This window comes from Mesorhizobium silamurunense (assembly GCF_014843825.1).
GTDB lineage: Bacteria > Pseudomonadota > Alphaproteobacteria > Rhizobiales > Rhizobiaceae > Mesorhizobium > Mesorhizobium silamurunense.
The window spans coordinates 1-19,078 of record NZ_JHQR01000001.1 but is presented as its reverse complement, the minus strand read 5'-3'; the positions used below and the strand labels follow the sequence as shown (position 1 = coordinate 19,078).

Here is a 19,078-nt window from a genome sequence, read left to right as displayed (position 1 = left end):
CGTTCCGCTACTGGCACGCGAGGCGCTGGCTGGTCTGCAGCACCCGATTCTTAGACCTTCAGCGGTCGCGCAACGAGCGCTACCGCTTCGTTGACGTGGACATGCGCCCCCGATCGTATGGCGAAGACGATGGATGCTTCAGGCGCGCGGATATCGATGGACTCGGCGGACAGCGAATCCATCGGATGCAGGATGCCTATGAGATCTCCCTGTTTCACTTCATCGAACACCGAGCAGCGAGGTTCGAAGATGCCCGGTGCAGGCGATTTCAACTCGTCGGAGGGACGCGTTTCAAGTGTTTGGCCGGACCTCTGTTGACGGAACGTTGGATACTCGGCTTTACCCTCGACAAGCCCGAGCGCCATGAGCCCGTTGCGTACACCAGTCTCATAGATAGCTAGGTTGTCTGCGCCGACCGTGCCGCCGCCGAATTCTGCGCAAACAAATACCTTGCCCTGGTTCTGGGCCGCGATATCGAACATTCCAGCCGTGTCGTTGTGTTGCCAGACCAATGTCAACGTCAATTTGAACGCTTCCGCCAGTCTCACCGTGCTGGCCATGAGATCGGGATCGGCAATCGGGTGTGTCGTGGCCGCCGGTGGAAAATCCCACGTTGGTCCGAAGCTGTGCAGATCAAATACGGTGTCAGCCATTGGCAACAATACGCGCGAAACCGCATCCGCGATCCGTTCGGTCACTGACCCGTCGGCGCGACCCGGAAACACGCGATTGAGATTCAACCCGTCGAGCGGAGTATTGCGGCTCCATGCCTCCACGGCCAATGGATTGAGCACCGGTAGGACGATGATCCTTCCACAGGTTTGTGCTTCTGGTAGCCACTTGATAAGCCGTCGCGCAACTAGCGGCCCCTCTAGTTCATTGCCATGATTTCCGCCGGTGACAAGAAGGCGCGGTCCCTCTCCTCTATTGAGACTGAAGACCGGGAGCGAAAGCTCTCCGCGGTCCGTACCTGCCGGGACAACAAGATGCCCCCTGCTCACGCCGGGCGTATCGAGATCAAACGTAAGATGTGGTACTCCGCTCATTGTTCAACCTATTGCGAGTATTCAGGCGACCTGGCGCCGGGTTTACGATAGCTGTTGCGCGTTTGCGTTCTCCCGCTCCGGAAGTATGCGCCACGCCGTGTTCAATTTGCCAATATAATGTCCCGGACGGTGCCATCGCGTTTTTAGATGGCCGCGGCCTGGCTTGGTGAAACCACCGCTTCTCGACCTTCAAAAGGAAAGAGGGACGTGGCGAATAGCGGGCCTCCCCTCCGTATACCCAGGTCCGCCAGCGTGCTTGCCCGCCACACGGGCCGCCCGCAGGGATCTTGTCAAGTTTGTGCAGATACTGGAGCGTTTCATCACCGATCAAGGGCAGAAGCATATTGCCCGCTACCGCGCATTATCCTGGCGGAGATTATCAGCGGCCAGATGCGGTGCCCGTTGCTCCAAGACGCCGAGCTTGTGCGAGATGAAGATGAAGATGCGATGCCGATCCCCTCTTGCAGATCCAGCGGGCAGGTTCAGGATCTGGGCCTACACGAAAGACGTCCAGGGCCGAGACCGTCTCGTCGGCGATGATATGCGAGGCTTGAGGAGCCGCTTCCACGCAATCTGCCGAGCCGCTGGCGCGAGCCAACCAACCGACAGCGCGGACGGGACTTTGGGGGCGACGAGGGGCCTTGGTCATGCCGCTCACGAGGGCCGGCCAGGAGCTTAGGGCCATCTCGGCGCTAGATGACCAAAATATGGATACTGCATTTGACGCAAGCCAGCAGGTGATCAATCTTGGACTGGAATGAAATTACAAAATGGTGGCAGTCTGCGCCGGCATATTCTTCCGCGCAGGCGAGTATATACGAACCACTCTCATGTTCGCCGTTTCAAGCCGCAGGTGTGAAAAATCGTTCGCTTGCTTTGGCAAGCGTTGTGGTGAAATGGCTGCCCTGGGCAAAGCAGGAGGCACGGTCATGAGACGACGGTTGATCATGCTCTGATACGCGGGTTGGTTACCGCAGGACCTGATGCGTCGCGGAGCTGCCTCGGTCTAGGATCCAGCGTCGGATGATCCGGCTGATAGTGGTGACGAGGGTTCTCCTGCCGTGACCGTGCCTCCAGCCTTACCAGGCGCAGAAGTCTCAAAACTGTTCGCTCCTCCGTCGATGCCTTTGGTTCATTGCGCGGCGGTCAGTTCGTCGGCCGCGGCACTTGAGCCGCGATGGCCCAGACGAAGCCGGCCAGTTCGCGAGCGATCGCCGTAGTCACGGTGGTGGCCGGCTTGCCGGCTCTGGTGAGCTTGCGGTAACGGCCGCACAGTCGCATCTGAGCCTTCCATGCCGTATCGCGGATCGGCTTGGGCAGCCCCTCCTGTCGGAGCAATTGTTCACGGCTGACCCTTGCAGGGAACCGATAGCTCCAGGCAGCCTCGACCAGCATTCGCCGGGCGGTTCCGTTGCCTGCTTTCGTTACGCCGCCTGACGCCTGGTTCCGCCGCTGGAATGTTCCGAGGGGACCAGACCGAGTAGGCCATGAGCTGCCGGGGGTTCTCAAAGCGCGTGATGTCGCCAAGTTCCGCGATCACGGTCGCGGCCGTCACAAGGGCCATTCCGCGAAGCGCTTGCAGGGCGTGGACCACCGGCGCCAACACCCTGTCCACGAGCAACCGTCAGCCGATCACGACGGGTCGTCGCGGCTTCGATCGTTGACATACAGTCTTCCAGGACGAAGTGGTGGGCGGGCGCTCGAATCGTAGTCCAGCCAGCCAGCGGCGATGCATCTGCGTCCAGGCGGGACGATTGTAGTGGAATCCGTGACGCAACAGAAATCCGGAGAGCTGCTGGCGGGCCTGCCGCAAGCTGCGAACCGCGGCCAGGCGTGCGCGAACCAGATCGCGCATTGCCTCATGGGTAAGGTTGGGAATCCATGCGGGCGTCAGTTCGCCGGCCCGATGCAGCTTCGCCAGATTGATGGCGTCCCGACGGTCCGTCTTGATCCGATCTCCCGGCTTGCGAGGGATCAGCGACGGCGCGACCACCACACAGTCGTGCCTCGCCGCGGCCAGTTGCCGCTGAATGCCGTAGCCGCTCGGTCCGGCCTCGTAGCAGAACCGCAGCACCGCTCCCGGCTTGGAGAGATTGCTCAAAAGGCGACCAAATGCTGTCAATGACCACGGAATCGGGACCCTGCTTTTTCGCGCAAAAGGGACCCCGGGTTTGGTTGGTGCACGCCGGTTAGCGCCCGATCAGGCGAAGCTGGTCAGGGTTGCACAGCCTGATCGGGCGCGGCTGATTAGCTTTCGGACTTCAGCTTTGAGAGCGGCTCTTGAAGCGCCAGGATTCGTTGCCAGTCTCGGCGATCTCGCAGTGATGGGTGAGGCGGTCGAGCAGCGCGGTTGTCATCTTTGCGTCGCCGAAGACGCTCGGCCATTCCCCGAAGGCGAGATTGGTGGTGATGATGACGCTGGTGCGTTCATAAAGCTTCGAGACCAGATGGAAGAGCAGCTGCCCGCCGGCCTGGGCGAAGGGGAGATAGCCGAGTTCGTCGAAGACGACGAAGTCAAGCCGGGTAAGATGATCGGCAATGCGGCCCTGCCGGCCGGCACGGGTCTCTGTCTCGAGCCTGTTGACGAGGTCGACGACGTTGAAGAAGCGCCTGCGTGCGCCGTTGCGGATGAGGGAACGGGCAATGGCGATCGCCAGATGCGACTTGCCGGTGCCTGGCGAAGCAGCGTCATACTGCCGGGTGTCCGGCGCATGAGGTTCGGATCACATATCGCTTTCATCCACGCGCGGGAGATTTCGTCACGGTGATCGGTGTCCGGCGGCATGCTGGCGCCGATCATTTTATTATCCGCCAACCCGATCGCACCTTGGCTCTGCTACCAGCCTGGATGACCAACCCGGCTGGATTGTCATGCGAACTTGTCCAGCATCCGAAGCTTCCGCTTGAGAAGCTCAGCGAACTCCACGCTTTGGTCAGCGCGCACGTAACCTGGCTCAGAGAGGATTCTCTCTCAACGCGAGGAGCCGCAGATGAAGGAGCAGAGACGCAGCCAAGGGGATTTATTCGAACCAACCACGTTGCCGGCGGAGCTTCCGCTCGGGGTGAGGACGACGCTGACGCCACTGCTCCAGCTTCTTCTGGTCGAAGCGGCAGCTCAGGGGACACGAGAGGAGAACGGAGACCGGATCGGCAAGGAGGACGGCAATGACCAAGATTACGTCTGAACACTTAGCTCGGAGCGCGTTCGTTTATGTGCGCCAGTCGACGACCGATCAGGTTCACAACAATCATGAGAGACGTCGGCGCCAATATGCGCTCGCCGATCGTGCTCGCGCTCTCGGATGGAGCGCCGTCGAGGTAATCGATGATGATCTCGGCCGCTCCGGCTCGGGGATCGCACGGCCAGGCTTCGAGAAGCTGCTGGCTGCAATCTGCGAGGGACGCGTGGGCGCCGTGGTTTCGATCGAGGCATCTCGGCTCGCCCGCAACGGACGAGATTGGCACACGCTCCTCGAGTTCTGCGGATTGGTCGATACGCTGATCGTCGATGAGGATGGCGTCTATGATCCCCGTCATCCGAACGATCGCCTCCTGCTCGGCATGAAGGGCACGATGAGCGAGATGGAGCTCTCCCTCTTCCGACAGCGATCGCTCGAGGCTTTGAAGCAGAAGGCGCGCAGAGGCGAGCTTTTTCTCACCGTCGCCGTCGGGTTCCTCAAGGTGCGGCATGACCGAATCGAGAAGGATCCCGATCGACGCATCCAGGAAGCAATCAAGCTCGTCTTCGCCAAATTTGCCGAGTTGCAGACCGTTCGGCAGATCCATCTTTGGATGCGCCAGGAACGCCTACCGCTGCCGGCGATCGGATATGGCCCCGAGGGGCGAACCGTCACATGGAAGCTGCCCGTCTACAACACGCTTCACCACATGCTTACCAACCCAATCTACGCCGGCGCCTATGCGTTCGGGCGCACAGGTAGCCGCATCACGATCGCAGCCGGCCGCAAGAAGGTCGTCCGTGGCTTTCGACGCGAGCGTAGCGCCTGGGAGGCTTTGATCCTCGACCATCATGAAGGATATATTGAGTGGGCCGAGTTTGAGAGGAATCAGCGCCTGATCGCCGATAATGCCAATGGTCAGAGCTTCATGAGCCGCGGAGCCGTGCGCCGAGGAGAAGCCCTGCTTGCCGGTCTTCTTCGTTGTGGCCATTGCGGCCGCAAACTCCATGTCGCCTACAGCGGCGAGAACGGGAGTTCGGGGCGTTATCATTGTCGCGGCGGCCAGCTCAACCATGGAGGCGCTCCATGCATCTCATTTGGCGGCATGCGGATTGATCGCGCCATCGGCGCCGAGGTGATCGAGCGCCTCCAACCATTCGGTGTCGAAGCAGCGATCAACGCCGTGGAGGCGCGGCGGATCGAGAACGCGGAGAAGCGGCGGCAAATCGAGCTCGCCCTTGAGCAAGCGCGCTACGAAGCCGCCCTCGCGCGGCGGCGATATGAGGCCGTCGATCCCAACAATCGCCTGGTGGCGGCTGAACTCGAGCACCGCTGGAATGAGCGCCTGCTTGCGGCGCGCGCGCTGGAAGATGAACGCAACGTGCTTGCAGCCGCTCCGCAATCATCGCTCTCCGCCACGGAACGAGACCGCCTGCTTGCGCTCGGAGCTGACGTCGAGCGGGCCTGGAACAGTTCTGGCGCGACGCCAGCGACCCGCAAGCGGATTATTCGCACGTTGATCGACGAGATTGTTGTTCGCATCGAGGAAGATGCTCTCAATCTCGTCATTCGTTGGCAAGGCGGCGATCACACGCCTTTGCGCGTGCGCAAGAACCGCGCCGGCCAGCATCGGTGGGGAACCGACGCTGACGTCGTAAAACTCGTGGCCGTATTGGCTCGACAAATGCCGGATCAAGCAATCGCGGCGGTGCTCAACCGGGCTGGCAAGAAGACCGGCAAGGGCAATGGTTGGACCCGTTCCCGCGTGTGCTTCCTGCGCAATCACCGCCGCATTCCACCGTACCGAGAGGGCGAGCGTGCCGAACGAGGTGAAGTAACGCTCGAGGAGACGGCCAAAATCCTCAACGTCGAAGCAACGGTCCGGCGAATGATCCAGGAGAAGCTTCTGGCGGCCCGTCAGTATTGCAAAGGCGCGCCATGGGTGATCCAAACAGAGACCTCGATCGTGAAGACCTGCAACGCATCGCTGATGCGCGACGTTCACGACGGCCGCCGTCCGAGGATCCACGTCAAAATAGCTTGGCTTTATAAGGCGATAGCGAGATGAGCATTATGAATCGAGATCGGTCCCGCCGACCAGAACCACGTTGCGCTGATCGGCGACGAAGGCGCCGGCGGCGAGGTCGTGGATCAGGCTCTCGTCCACCGGCGAGCCGGCAAAATCGAAGTCTTCGATATCCTTGGCCAGCGGAAGCTTGGCGACGGTGAGCTGGTATTTTATGGAGCGGGCCTGCTTCTCCGATATCTCGGCCTGCAACAGATTGCCGACGATCTTCGGCGGTTCGTGCTGCCGCTTGATGGCGACGCCCATGATCTCGTCATAGGCCGCGCGCATCCCGAAGAGCTTCAGCGCTCCCATCAGATCCAGAACCTCGGTACGTTCCATGGCTGTTTGTCCTCCTGAGACTGTCATAGCGGGCGCAGTCGGCGATGGGCTCATGAGCCAGCTCCAGCGCCTGGGGAATGGAAAGGATCGTGCCGGCGCCGGATCGCGGCTGCGGGCCAGGATGTGAGGATCACCGCCGCCGATGAGACGCCGTGCTCGAGGGCTTCCTGGCAGGCAGCCTCGACCGCGCTCAATCCGTCGGTGAGCACGCAGGTGAGGATCGGCACCATCTGCCGGTCGCCGTCATCAACCGCCTTGAGCTTGCGGCGCACCTTCTCCATTGCCGACGGCAGGACCCAGCCAAGGAATGGCGCGCCGTTGCGCAATCCGCCCGGCTTGCGGGCCAGCACCAGTACGTAATGCCAGGGATCGTAGATGACCTCGTTGCGGCCGAAGCAGCGGGCATGCTCGCCCACGACCACGCCGTCCTGGCGGATAATGATCCGGTCGGCATAGGCATGGATCTCGACCGGCCGGCCGGCGCTCGACAGGACGGAATATTTGTTGTTGTCGAAGCGCACCGTGCAGGTCTTCGACACCGAGGCGGGAACGCAGTGGAAGCCGTCGAAGCGCCCGGCCTAGGGAATGAAGCTGGCCCGCTCTTCCTCGAACACGTCCCATATGGCGCGTTCGCCCTGCTCGGGATGCCGATGCGTCCTGGCATAGGAAACGCATTTGTCGGCCGGCCAGCCGTTCAGGTCCTCCAGCGTCTTGAAGCGCAGCCTCGGAGTGAAGAAGCGCTCGCGCACCAGCCCGACCTGGTTCTCGACCTGACCCTTCTCCCAGCCGGACGCCGGCGTGCAGGCCTCCGGCTCGACAAGGTAATGCCCGCACATCTGCGCGAAGCGGCGGTTGTAGCGGCGATCCCTGCCGATGAAGATCGCGTCCACCGCCGTCTTCATGTTGTCGTAGATGCCGCGCGTGCAGGCGCCGCGGAAGAAGCTGAATGCCCGGTCATGGGCGTCGAACACCATCTCCTGCGTCTCGCGCGGATAGGCGCGCACGAAGAACATACGGCTGTGGCAAAGCCGCATGTGCGCCACCTTCACGGTGACCGTCACGCCGTCGAGCAGAACGATCTCGTGGCTCCAGTCGAACTGGTAGGCCTCGCCCGGCGCAAAGCTCAACGGAATGTAGGCTTCGGCCGCCGCACCGCCGCGATCCGCCTCCCAACTCTGAGCGTGCCGCCACACCTAACTGTAGCTGCCGTCATAGCCGAGGCCGCGAAGCTCCTCGAAGATGCGGATCAGCGTCAGCCGCTCCCGCTGAGACTTGGCCGCATTCGCCGACAGCAGCCGATCCAACTCGTCGCGCCAGGCGCCCATCCGGGGATAGGGCTGATGCTTGCGTTCGTAGCGGAACTCCGTCTCGTCCGAACGCAGCACCTTGCGCACTACCTTGCGGGAGATCTTCAGCTCCCGGCAGATCGCCTTGATCGTCTTCCCCTGCACCAGCGACAGCCGGCGAATCTTTCCATCATCGAGCCGGCGACCTCGTCAGGCGAATGCTCCAGTGTCGCGATCAAATCCTAGGGAGGGCAAGGCATCGAGCCCCTAGGGTGGTCCGTTCCGCCAAACCGGTACCGCCGATGTCCGAACAAGCGAGATGGCTCGCTGCGAACCTCCAGCATTAGCAGCCGGCAAGTACAAGCTGCCCGAGCAAGGCAATTGCAGCACATCGATATCGAACCGGGCCCTGAGCAGAACCGAAACCCGCAATACCACCGCAACTCCGTCGTATCGGCGAGCACGTCCCGCCATTCGGGCATCTGCGCGCGCGGCCCATTTCTCCTACCTACTACGCTCTGATACCTGTCGGTACAGAGGCCCGCATTCAGCCGGGCGTAAGTGCTCAAACAATTTCACAGACCGAGCACTCGGAATGGAGAACAGATGAATTAAAATAGACGCCGCAGCGCAGCCGATGTGATCACTGCGAAATCGAACTCAATCTGATCACTCCAACGTCGTTCTCGATGGCCATCTCGGTCCCAAATGGCTTCGAGAGCTTCTGTAGGCGCTCCAGAATAGCTTTGGCATGAGCTGTTGGGGCGAGCTGCGGGATGCCCCGGTTGGCAAACCTCTTTGAGAAACCGAGCTCGATCGGATATAGCCGCAATTCGACAAGCTGGTTCTGTTCGAAGCGGCTGACGGTGATAACACTCTCATAATACACTGGGGCGGAGAGCGCCCCATAGAACAGCCCTTCTCCAAGTGGGTACCCTTTCGCCTCCTCGTCGACTGTCACCTCGGCATCCGTATCGACTCGTGGGTCTTTTCCGTAAGCTTCGAACATGTCAGCCCCGGCGGGCGTCCGGAGGTCGTCGTAGAAGAAATTCCCCAAGCTATAAAATATCGGCCGGCCCTTGTAGATCTCGATGCCTCGCAACAGATGCGGTCCGTGTCCGACATATGCGTCCGCCCCGGCATCAATCATTTGGTGGGCAAACGATTGTTCGTAATCAGCCGGTTCCTGGCTCCAATTCCCGGGGTGGTGACAGTGGTTCGTGACGATGCAGAAGTCGGAGAACTGCTTGCCCTGGCGAACGTTTCGTAGAATGTCGGCGACATCGCGCGGGTTTGCTTCGTAGCAGTAGCCGGCCTTGTTGCCTGTCTTGTATGTCGTCCCACCGACCATGACCCGGCTCGGATCCGTTTCGCCGGGCTTGTAGTCTGGCAACGCATCACGTACCCGCCTCAAACTCTCAAGCATCTCCGGCGGCACGACGATGCTTTGGGCCAAACGAAGGGCATTGAGCCCTGGTCTGCCGGGAGCCTGGCCGGCGGAATCGCACGCTCGAGACATAGGCGCAAACGATGTAGCCAATGACACCAATGCCGCGCGACCGCGTGCGGTCTCCAAAAAGCGAGCGGCGCCAGCTTGTGCGAGATTCTCGCCCGCACCTGCATGGACGATACCGCTCTCATCCAGCACCCGGCTCGTCTCGCGCATGCCTTCAAGACCCCAGTCAAGTGTGTGGTTGTTCGCGCGACCGACGATGTTGAACCCCATCGCCTTCAAATCAGGTCCCAGTTCCGGCACGCTGATGTGATACGCACCGCCGTGCTCAGCCTCCGGACTTCCTTTGAACGATCGGATATCGAAGATCAGGGTTTCCATGTTGCCGAAAGTGACATCCGCATCACAAAGTATCTGGACGATGTCGCCGAAGCCGGGATGTTCGTATTTGGTCAGCGGTCGCGATACGATGAGATCGCCGACTGCTACCATTGTGAAGCCGTCCGCGACGTTCGTTGCAACCGAACCGACCGTATCATAGTTGGCACCCTGTTGCCCCAGATGAGAATCGATCTGGTGTGTATATTCTTTCATAGTTCTTTTCTCTTCTTTTCGCTGCATTTGGAATACACTCGGTGGTCGTGTCAGCGGTGCACTCGAGAAGCTCGAGCGGAAAGAGTTTCTGACATAGCCACAGGATAGAGCGGACAATCGCCCGCTTCAGCCAGCCGGCCCGGGATGTCTGTAGCCGGAGCGCGAACATGACAGGCCACGACGCGCCCGTCTGGCATCGGCACCAGGGGCGGCACATCGATGCGGCAACGCTCGACAGCGAGCGGGCAGCGAGGGTGAAATGCGCATCCGCTCGGCGGATTGATGGGGCTTGGCACCTCGCCCTCGACGGGCGCCTCCAGACGTATCCGCGTCGGATCTGGAACCGGAGCGGCCGCAATCAGCGCCTCGGTGTAGGGATGGACCGGTTTCGCGAAGAGCGCCTCGCTCGGGGCGAGCTCCACGATCCGCCCCAGGTACATGACGGCAACGCGATGCGCGATATGCTCCACGACGCCGAGGTCATGCGAGATGAAGACGAAGGCGATGCCCATCTGCAGCTGGAGATCCAGAAGCAGATTCAGAATCTGCGCTTGCACGGACACGTCAAGGGCTGACACCGCTTCGTCGGCGATGATAAGAGAGGGGTTGAGCGACAGGGCGCGTGCAATGCCGAGCCGCTGGCGCTGACCGCCCGACAACTCAGACGGGAGCCTGTGCATCATCTCAGGCGACATTCCGACCTTTCGGAGAAGGTCAGCGGCAAGTGCCTGGCGCTGCTTCCGGCTGAGGCGTTCAAAATTCTCGACAGGCTCCGCAATAATTTGCCCGGCCGTGAGGCGCGGGTTCAGCGACGAGTAAGGATCCTGAAAGACCATCTGCATCCGACGGCGCCACGCGTGGAGCGCGTCCTTCTTGAGGCCCGCAATGTCGGTCCCGTCGATCATTACGCGCCCACTAGTCGGCTGCACGAGCCGCATCAGGAGCCGCGCCACGGTGGACTTGCCGCAGCCGGATTCGCCGACGATGCAAAGCGTCTCGCCCGCCTCGACGGAAAAGGATACATCCTCCACCGCCCGGATCACCGGAATGCTTTTCTTGAAGATTCCCGAGCCAAGCGGATAGTGCTTGGTCAGATTTTCGACTTTCAGCAAAGGACCGTTCATGCGCCCATCACCTCTTCGGCGCGCCAGCAAGCTGCGGCATGGCTCGACCCGACATCACGCAGGACGGGCGTCTTTTCGCGGCAAATGTCGATAACGAACGGGCAGCGAGGAGCAAAGCTGCACCCGAAAATGGGCTCGCGCAGACTTGGCACGATGCCGGGAATTTCCGGAAGGCGGGGCTGTCGGCCGCGCCGTCGGTCAGGCACGGATCGCATGAGGCCCTGGGTGTAGGGATGCGCCGGACGCGCAAACAAATCTATCACGTTCGCTTGTTCTACGATCTGGCCAGCATACATCACGATCACGCGTTGGCATGTCTCGGCTACAACGCCCAGATCATGCGTGATGAACATGACGGCCGTTCCCGTGCGCTCTTTCAGATCGACGATCAGCCGCAGTATCTGCGCCTGGATGGTGACATCGAGGGCTGTCGTCGGCTCGTCGGCAATCAACAGTTCCGGCGAGCAGGCAAGGGCCATGGCGATCATGGCGCGCTGGCGCATACCGCCCGACATTTCATGGGGATAGTTGTTCACGCGGCGCTCGGGATCGGCGATGCGGACGAGACGAAGCATCTCTTCGGCCTTTTCCATGGCTACGGAGCGCGACGCTTTCGCGTGGATCTGCACCGCCTCGGCGATCTGATGGCCGACCGTATAGACCGGGTTCAGGCTCGTCATCGGCTCCTGGAAGATCATGGCGATCTGGTCGCCGCGGATCTTTCGCATCTCCCGATCGGACAACTCAAGCAGGTCGCGACCGTGGAAGCGGACCTGGCCGCCGACGGTCCTGGCGGTCAGCTTCGGCAGCAGCCGAAGGATGGAGAGGGCAGTGACGCTCTTTCCGCATCCCGATTCACCGACGACACCAAGCGTTTCGCCTTTCTTGACCTGGAAGCTGATGCCGCCCAGGGCGCGGGTGACGCTGTCTTCGCCGTAAAAGTGGGTTTCGAGGTTTCGCACGTCGAGAAGCAAGTCGTTCCCTGCGATTTGATGCAGCTGCATATCAGCGCCTCCGCTTGGCGCGAGGATCGAACAGGTCGCGCAGCCCATCCCCAAGCAGGTTGACGGCAAGGACCGTGACGGCAAGGCAGATACCGGGGGCGAAGATCGTCAATGGGGCCATGGCGAGATACAGGCGCGAACTGGCGATCATGTTGCCCCAGCTCGGAATCTCGGGCGGCACGCCCACGCCGAGAAAGCTCAGCCCCGCCTCCGTCATGATCGCGTTGGCGCAGACGGTAGCGCCCTGGACCATAAGCGGCGGAATGGTGCTGGGCAGGATATGTCGCCACAGCACCTTGGGCAGGCGCGCCCCGCCGCAGAGCGCGGCCTCCACATAGGGACGCTCCCGAACACCCAGAACCACCGAACGAACCAGCCGGGCGACGGCTGGCGTCTCGGGTATCGCGATTGCCACGATGAGGATGCCGATTCCCGGTCCTGTCAGAGAAATGAGCGCAATGGCTAGCAGAATCGTCGGAATCGACATCAGGCCGTCCATGACACGCATGACGACGTTGTCGAAGCTGCGGCTGTAGCCGGCGATGACGCCGATCAGAAGCCCGGCAAAAGCCGCGCTCGCTGCCGACAGCAATCCCACCATGAGGGAGATCCGGGCGCCGAAGATCGTCCGCGCAAACACATCCCGGCCCAGATTGTCGCTCCCGAACCACATTTCGGCGGAGGGCGGCTGGAGGCGCTTGAATGGATCCATGTTCACTGGATCGCCGGCGCAAAGTGGGGCAGCGAGCGCCAGGATGATCAGAAGTGCCAACAGGCCGCTGCCTGCACTGACCAGCGGATGACGCCTTGTTAGACGGGGAACGTCAGATATTCGCAGGCGGCCCGTAGGGACGTATTCAACTGGTGCGGAGAGGAGCGTCATGATCAGTACCGGATGCGGGGGTCGACAAGGGTGTAGGAAAGATCGACCGCAAGATTGATAAGGACGTACAGACCCGAAACCAGGATGAGCACACCTTGAATGATGGGATAATCGCGGTTGTTGATTGCATCGACCACCAAACGACCGACACCAGGTATGTTGAAAACCGTTTCCGTGATGACGACACCGCCAATCAGACCTGCGAAACTTAAGCCGATCACGGTGAGGATCGGGACACCTGCATTCTTCAGTGCGTGGTGGAAAAGCATGGAATAGGCCGACGCGCCCTTAGCAGCGGCTGTTCGCATATAGTCTTCAGATAGAACTTCCAGCATGCTCGCCCGCGCGATCCGGGCGATGAAAGCAATGTAGGGAACACTCAAAGTAACGGTCGGCAGGATCAGGTGGACAACCCATGGCCCGAAGCCATGGTCGATAGGCTGGTATCCTTGGACGGGCAGCCAACGTATCCTGATCGCGAACAAATATATAAGAAAGAAGCCGACGACAAACACCGGGACAGAAAAACCAAGTGTCGCGAATGCCGTCAGGATGCGATCAACAAGGCCCCCAGAGCGCCACGCCGCAAGGACGCCGAAGGAGACCCCAATCGTCACCGAAAGGATGATCGTCAGGAGAGATAGGGAGATGGTCGGCTCCAGGCGCTGCGAGATCAGTTCGAGAACGGGTCGGCCCGTGAAAATTGAGGTCCCAAGATCGCCGCCTAGGATGCCGAGCGCCCAATGGACGAACTGAATGGCCAACGGCTGATTGAGTCCCAGCTGTTCTCGAATGCCGGCGATCATCTCTGGCGTCGCCCTAGGGCCGGCGATGATGTCCGCCGGATCGCCGGGCGCGAGCCTGAGAAGCAGGAAGACGAAGACGCCGACCATCACCATGACAGCGACGGTCGAGACCACTCGGCGAAGGATATATGTGGCCATTGCTCAAGCCTTCTGCATATTCCACACTGGGGTACAATCTGGCATATCGATGAGGCCAGTGAGCGCCTTGCGGTGCGAGGCTGACGAAAGAGCTTCGCCCAGCAGAACGGTACCGACAGAATTCCAATATGCTCTTTGCATCTTGCGAGCCAGCGATTTGCGCTCTTCGAGCGATTCAACAACGCTCCATTTGGCCCGAAGAGCCTCATACTCGTCATCCTTTGGCCAGTACCAGCCGTTCTCGCCATTCGCGCTCAGAGTAGGGTTCCCAACCGGATCTCCGCGGGCGACATCGGACTCGTTCGTGATGAATATGCCCCAGCCGCCGTTGTCAACGGAGCCCTTGTTTGCCCGGCGCGCGACAAGCCCGCCCCAGTCACTCGGCGCAAGCTCGGCATTCACCCCAATTTTGCGTAGCGCAGCCGCAAGTAACTGAGCCATGTTGTCGGCGGCTGCCCAATCCGTAGGGTCGAGAATGACGACCTTCTCGCCCGCGTATCCGGCTTCCTGCTTGGCCCTTTCCGGATCTCCCCCCTTCTTAAACCATCCCGTAGTTTCTTCGTTGGAATAAGGCGTGCTGTTTCCAAATACCGAAGTGACGGAGTTGATATATTTTGGGGGATACGTAGTACGCATCACCGCCTCCTGGTCAATCAGGTGAAGCATCGCTTGGCGCGCCTTGACGTTGTCGAACGGCTTCAGCAGACAATTCATGCGCATAAAAAATACGCTACCTGACTTGCGCACCTGGAGTTCCAGGTTGGGATCGCTCTCGATCAGCGCCCAAAGATCAGCAGATGGCGATTCGATGTAGTCTATCTCACCCGACTGTAGCGCCGCGAAAGCCGTCTGCTGATCGGCGATATTCTCCCTTATGACGCGATCAACATTGACGACCTTCCCACCGGCCAATCCGTCGGGCGCCGCCTTGCGCGGTGCGTATTTATCATTGCGGTCATAGGTGAAGCTCGCGCCCGGCTTGGCAAGTGCTTCATTGAACTTGAATGGTCCCGATCCGATATTCGCGGTCACCTGTTCGGTTGCGGGCCGATCTGCATCCTTCTCACGCATCATGAACGGGACCGGTCCAGCCAGTTTCGCCAGCAGATCGAGCAGAAGCCCCAGCGGCTCCTTGAGAGCGGCGGTGAAAGTCTTATCATCCTTTTTCCGAAATATCCTTGGCCCGCGCCATGACAAGTTGCCCGCCGGGATCCACCTGGCCCCAGCGCCGGATCGAGGCCACACAGTCCGCCGCAGTGACGGAGGTGCCGTCGTGCCAGCTAAAGCCATCCCGGAGCTCGAACACATAAAGCTTTTTGTCGTCTGAAACGCTCCACTTGCCCACCATTTGCGGCTGAGGCATGAACTTGGAATCAAGCGCAAACAGTGTGTCGTAAATCGCTAAGCCGTGGGTGACGGTTCCGATATCCGTCGTCAAGATCGGATCGAAGACGCTGAGGTCACTCATCACCATTCGGACTGTCCGAGCGTCGGCTGGCAATGTCTGTGCCCGCAGAACTGATGGGATCGATACAGCCGCTCCGGCGGCCAAACCCGCCTTGATGATTTCGCGTCGAGAGATCGTCATGTTCCATTTCCCCTTTTTGGTTTGTGGCTCAAACGATCCGCGCCTAACTGCTGGATGGAGCGGCTTTCATTTCGAGGTTGTCGATCGGATCCTTAGGCGCACGCTGTAACCTTGATTCCGCCCTCGGCGTGGTCCGACGTCACATCAGCTTCAAGGTCGCCGTTCCCTGTCACCACAGTCGATCAACTTTCGGATGTTGTCCGCGGATCGCAACGAAGCCCCACCTGCACCCCGGCGGAAACTCGCCAACAGTGATGCGTCTGTGGTTCATCAAACAAGCTCATCGTCTCCTCCGCTTGCGATTGTTCTTTGGTTTATTGGTGGATTTTCAATTGGCGAAAGGCTTGCGTCAAATTCAGTGTGTGTATTGAGGTCATCTGGTTTCGAGATAGACGCAGGACGTCATAAGGCCGAGTACGGCGCGGGGCACCGCTGGGTCGGTATTGCATCCGTTCGCGCGGCCACAGTCGCCTCGCGTCCCCCGTCTCAGGCGGCAAAGAAGGATGTCGCAGCTGCACCTGGTTTGGAGTCACAATAATCTGGATTGATCGGGAGGGGGACGCCTCGCGATGTCCCCCCCACGCCACCGGGCATACAGGCCCGTACCACGGCGGTTCGACGCGGGAGGCGGCGCGTCGCGTCCGGATCGGGATTTCAACGGCCGGAAGTTGGTATCGCCGCTAGCTAAAGACCGCGAGACACAAGCGCGTAAGCAGGGCCAGCCGTCGCGTTCGAAGCTCGATGCCCATGAGGCCTTTGCTCCACGCTTCCTTCAGACACCACCTCGCGGTAAATGCCCTTGCGCTTTGCTAAGCCTACACCTCCATCAGGTTGGCTATTCGACGGATCCGAAACCCACGACCCGATCTCGCGGCTTCTCGAAAAACGGGCGGTGTAGCGACATCTGTGGGTCGCACTGCAAAAGCTGCGGCAGGTCAGCTGCACACCGCGTTTACGAGCATAGTGCGCTGTCTCGGATCAGAAAATCGCGGACACGATGCGGCAGTAATAGGTTCTGCTGTTCTTCACTCTTCACTCTTCACTCTTCACTCTTCACTCTTCACCCTTCGCTGGAACGAAGCATATCGTCGAACCGCGCTACCGCCTCACAGATCGCCTCTGCGTCCGTCGTGTCATTCTCCTGCCGCTTGACATATGGCATCATCCGAGACGCTGGCATCAGTCGCACCTCGTGGCCGAGTCCCGCCAGAAGTCGCGCCCAATGGTGTCCTGTCGCGCAAGCTTCGATGCCGATCGGGCATGGCAAAGCTTCGAAAAATCTAACAACGTCATCGCGCCGAAGCTTTCGACGAAGGACAACTGCTCCGGCAGCATCGATGCCATGAAACCTGAAAAAAAGACCTTGGCGATATCCAAACCGATTGTGGCAATCTCTTCCATGGACGGCTCTCCCTCATGTGACTTTTGAAAGCCACACCATGGCACTTCGATGCAGAGAGCGGAGATCAGTTTGTGAAAACATTATTTAGGAGGTTAAACCTTCAGAGAAGCTTTCGTAGCCCACATTTAACTCAATGATAACCTTACGCGTCGGTGGGACGTGTTATAGCTTTGGTGATGCCAGCTGACAACGGCGCGCAGAGCTTTAGCCTTGCAGCCGGCAGCTTTGTCCACCAGTGACAACATCCGGCGCAGTATGCCTGAGGAGCCGAGACCATGGAACGTCCGCCGATGACTGCGGTCCCTCAGCTTGGAGGGTTGGCAACCAAAATGTCCGACCAGTTTTGCCCGTCGCATTTCCCGGCGACAACCGGCGATGCGATTGCGGTCGAATTCGGCCGACTTCTCGACCAGACCGATGGTGTTGCTCAATCCGATCAGTTGTTCGATCTATTGTCTGCCTTTGCCCTGAATTTTGATTGCCCGTGGATCTCTTATGGCTCCCTTTTACCTGACCAAAGAGTTTCAAAGCCGGTCCGACGCGATCCAGAGGTCATGCTGAATTATCCTGATGAATGGCAGAAACGCTATTTCGAAATGAGCTATTATAGAATTGACCCCATCATCAAGACGAGTCGAAAGCGCGTGGGCGCCTTTCGATGGAGTGAGGTGTACAACGACGCAAGCACGACTGAAACCGAACGGCGCGTTTTCGACGAGGCTGCGACGTTCGGCTTAAGGTCAGGCATCAGCGTTCCGTTGCACGGCCCCGATGGCAACTTTGCGATCATGAGCTTTGCTCAACACCGGGACCGAGAACTCCAAAATAGAACAGTCACATACTTGGAACTTGCCGCGCTTCGTTTCCATCTGAGAGTTGCGAAGTTCGCGAATTCGAGTGGCAGGGAGGAGGCTCCTGGCCTTTCCCTAAGAGAAAGGGAGTGTATTTTCTGGACAGCGAGAGGGAAATCGTCGTGGGAAATAGGAAAAATTTTGGGAATTTCCCTAAACACCGTCAATTTCCATTTAAAAAACGTAATGCGAAAAATGGATACTGCGAGCAGAACGGTCGCTGCTATACAAGCCGTAAACTTGGGAATTATCGAATTGTAAAAGCGGCTGACATGCCGCTGAACTTTTATCCGGCGGCGATTAGAGCCTCGGCCCTTTCTGTCTCGCCGTAGGGGCGCCGGTTGTGGTGATGCTTCCGGTATAGGCTGCCGGTGACCTGAGACCCTTCTTCTCTATTCGGCGGGTTGAGGTCAAGCGCTGCGCTACCGAGCTTTCAGTGTCTCCGGCATTTTGACGTCTTTCGCAGGGCCTTGCTTCTCTTCGGGATCGGCGTTTCGCCCTCCCAGTATGAGGGGCAGGAGAATGAGGCGGCACAATCTATCTAATGAACGTCTTGATCGCATGTTGCAATCAGTGCGAGTGTCTCAGCGAACTCGCCTCATCCATCGCCCGCCGACAGGCGCTGCCATTGGGATGGCGACAAATCCCGCGCGATCTGTTCGGCACTTCCGCCGATCCGGGGTTTGTCTGCCCAGGACATGAAGAGATGGTCGCAACTGACGCCGAGCACATAGCCCTTGCCGGCGCGCCGCAGCGCCGCCTCGATCTGACCCGTGCCATAGACGCTGTCCGCCGCCACCCAGGCAAAGGGCACCTTGGCGGCCAGGGCACGCTCGATCATCGCCAGCGCCAATTGTGGCTTGGTCGCAAACTTCGTGTCCGGCGGGACATGGGCCGCCTTCATCCTTGCCGCATCGTCCGTCCAGGTCTTGGGCAGATAAAGAGCTCGATCGATGAAGGCATGCCCATGGCGCGAGGCGTAGGTGGCGAAGACGCCGATCTGGCAATTGGTGATCTTGCCCGCCGAACCGGTATATTGGCGCGCCTCGCCGCACGACTTCTTGCCTTGCTTCAGGAAACCGGTCTCGTCGACGACCAGTACGGCTTGGTCGTCCGCCAACGTCTCCAACGCATAATCGCGCACCACGTCTCGCAGCGCGTCCGCATCCCACCGGCTGCGAAAGAGCAAGTCCTGCTGGCGCCAAGGGCCTTTGTCGCCAGCCGCTTCCGCTCGCATCCACCCTGTCTAGCGCGGCTCACTACCAAGCAAGCCGTCAATGAAAGCCTGTGACCTTGCCCCTCTGATCTAATCCGGTT

Annotated in this window: 9 protein-coding genes and 7 pseudogenes; 3 read left to right on the top strand and 13 right to left on the bottom strand. The window is 59.9% G+C overall.

The genetic code is table 11. The features are described 5' to 3' along the window. Positions 1-50: 50 nt before the first annotated feature. The 3 genes and pseudogenes from DH10_RS00080 to DH10_RS00070 form a co-directional block, all read right to left on the bottom strand. Complete coding sequence (locus DH10_RS00080) at positions 51-1,046, bottom strand: succinylglutamate desuccinylase/aspartoacylase family protein (protein ID WP_192383997.1); 996 nt, start codon at positions 1,044-1,046, stop codon at positions 51-53. Positions 1,047-2,192: 1,146 nt separating this feature from the next. After that, positions 2,193-3,165, bottom strand: a pseudogene (locus tag DH10_RS00075) (IS110 family RNA-guided transposase); the annotation flags it as partial. Between the two features lie 142 nt (positions 3,166-3,307). After that, positions 3,308-3,721 (bottom strand): annotated as a pseudogene (locus DH10_RS00070) (ATP-binding protein); the annotation flags it as partial. Positions 3,722-4,036: 315 nt separating this feature from the next. Between DH10_RS00070 and DH10_RS00065 the strand changes: the two are divergent. After that, positions 4,037-4,231, top strand: coding sequence for a hypothetical protein (locus DH10_RS00065; protein ID WP_192257234.1), 195 nt, complete (start codon positions 4,037-4,039; stop codon positions 4,229-4,231). Then, the gene (locus DH10_RS00060; protein ID WP_343221440.1) at positions 4,212-6,293 is read left to right on the top strand and encodes a recombinase family protein; all 2,082 of its coding nucleotides are present in this window, start codon (positions 4,212-4,214) and stop codon (positions 6,291-6,293) included. The genes DH10_RS00065 and DH10_RS00060 overlap by 20 nt, the downstream gene beginning before the upstream one ends. 18 nt (positions 6,294-6,311) lie before the next feature. Here the strand turns inward: DH10_RS00060 and DH10_RS00055 are convergent. The 9 genes and pseudogenes from DH10_RS00055 to DH10_RS00015 all read right to left on the bottom strand — a co-directional run. Further along, positions 6,312-6,632 (bottom strand): annotated as a pseudogene (locus tag DH10_RS00055) (ATP-binding protein); the annotation flags it as partial. Then, positions 6,565-8,101: pseudogene (istA, locus tag DH10_RS00050) on the bottom strand (IS21 family transposase). The pseudogenes DH10_RS00055 and istA, both read right to left, overlap by 68 nt. 460 nt (positions 8,102-8,561) lie before the next feature. Next, the gene (locus tag DH10_RS00045) at positions 8,562-9,965 is read right to left on the bottom strand and encodes a CapA family protein (RefSeq protein WP_192383996.1); all 1,404 of its coding nucleotides are present in this window, start codon (positions 9,963-9,965) and stop codon (positions 8,562-8,564) included. Between the two features lie 50 nt (positions 9,966-10,015). Further along, entirely contained in the window at positions 10,016-11,089 is a 1,074-nt protein-coding gene (locus DH10_RS00040; RefSeq protein ID WP_246811443.1) for an ABC transporter ATP-binding protein, read from the bottom strand. Next, entirely contained in the window at positions 11,086-12,093 is a 1,008-nt protein-coding gene (locus DH10_RS00035) for an ABC transporter ATP-binding protein (RefSeq protein ID WP_192383995.1), read from the bottom strand. Before DH10_RS00035 ends, DH10_RS00040 begins: the two co-directional genes overlap by 4 nt. Position 12,094: 1 nt before the next feature. Further along, positions 12,095-12,976 (bottom strand): ABC transporter permease, encoded by an 882-nt coding sequence (locus DH10_RS00030; RefSeq protein WP_192383994.1) that lies wholly within the window; start codon positions 12,974-12,976, stop codon positions 12,095-12,097. A gap of 2 nt (positions 12,977-12,978) precedes the next feature. Continuing rightward, positions 12,979-13,920 carry an ABC transporter permease gene (locus tag DH10_RS00025; protein WP_192383993.1) on the bottom strand — a complete coding sequence of 314 codons (942 nt, stop codon included), beginning with the start codon at positions 13,918-13,920 and terminating at the stop codon, positions 12,979-12,981. A gap of 3 nt (positions 13,921-13,923) precedes the next feature. Beyond that, positions 13,924-15,508: pseudogene (locus tag DH10_RS00020) on the bottom strand (ABC transporter substrate-binding protein). Between the two features lie 1,056 nt (positions 15,509-16,564). Next, positions 16,565-16,909, bottom strand: a pseudogene (locus DH10_RS00015) (IS110 family transposase); the annotation flags it as partial. A gap of 276 nt (positions 16,910-17,185) precedes the next feature. Here DH10_RS00015 and DH10_RS00010 point away from each other — a divergent pair. Continuing rightward, positions 17,186-18,022: a LuxR family transcriptional regulator gene (locus DH10_RS00010; protein WP_192383992.1), complete on the top strand. Its 837-nt coding sequence runs from the start codon at positions 17,186-17,188 to the stop codon at positions 18,020-18,022. A 340-nt stretch (positions 18,023-18,362) separates the two neighbouring features. On the opposite strand, the pseudogene DH10_RS00005 reads toward DH10_RS00010, so the two are convergent. After that, a pseudogene (locus DH10_RS00005) lies at positions 18,363-19,058 on the bottom strand (IS701 family transposase); the annotation flags it as partial. Positions 19,059-19,078 lie beyond the last annotated feature (20 nt).

Coding starts and splice junctions, on each gene's coding strand:
- DH10_RS00065 (WP_192257234.1), top strand. CDS start 4,037: ATGAAGGAGCAGAGACGCAGCCAAGGGGATTTATTCGAACCAACCACG.
- DH10_RS00040 (WP_246811443.1), bottom strand. CDS start 11,089: ATGAACGGTCCTTTGCTGAAAGTCGAAAATCTGACCAAGCACTATCCG.
- DH10_RS00025 (WP_192383993.1), bottom strand. CDS start 13,920: ATGGCCACATATATCCTTCGCCGAGTGGTCTCGACCGTCGCTGTCATG.
- DH10_RS00060 (WP_343221440.1), top strand. CDS start 4,212: ATGACCAAGATTACGTCTGAACACTTAGCTCGGAGCGCGTTCGTTTAT.
- DH10_RS00045 (WP_192383996.1), bottom strand. CDS start 9,965: ATGAAAGAATATACACACCAGATCGATTCTCATCTGGGGCAACAGGGT.
- DH10_RS00080 (WP_192383997.1), bottom strand. CDS start 1,046: ATGAGCGGAGTACCACATCTTACGTTTGATCTCGATACGCCCGGCGTG.
- DH10_RS00035 (WP_192383995.1), bottom strand. CDS start 12,093: ATGCAGCTGCATCAAATCGCAGGGAACGACTTGCTTCTCGACGTGCGA.
- DH10_RS00030 (WP_192383994.1), bottom strand. CDS start 12,976: ATGACGCTCCTCTCCGCACCAGTTGAATACGTCCCTACGGGCCGCCTG.
- DH10_RS00010 (WP_192383992.1), top strand. CDS start 17,186: ATGGAACGTCCGCCGATGACTGCGGTCCCTCAGCTTGGAGGGTTGGCA.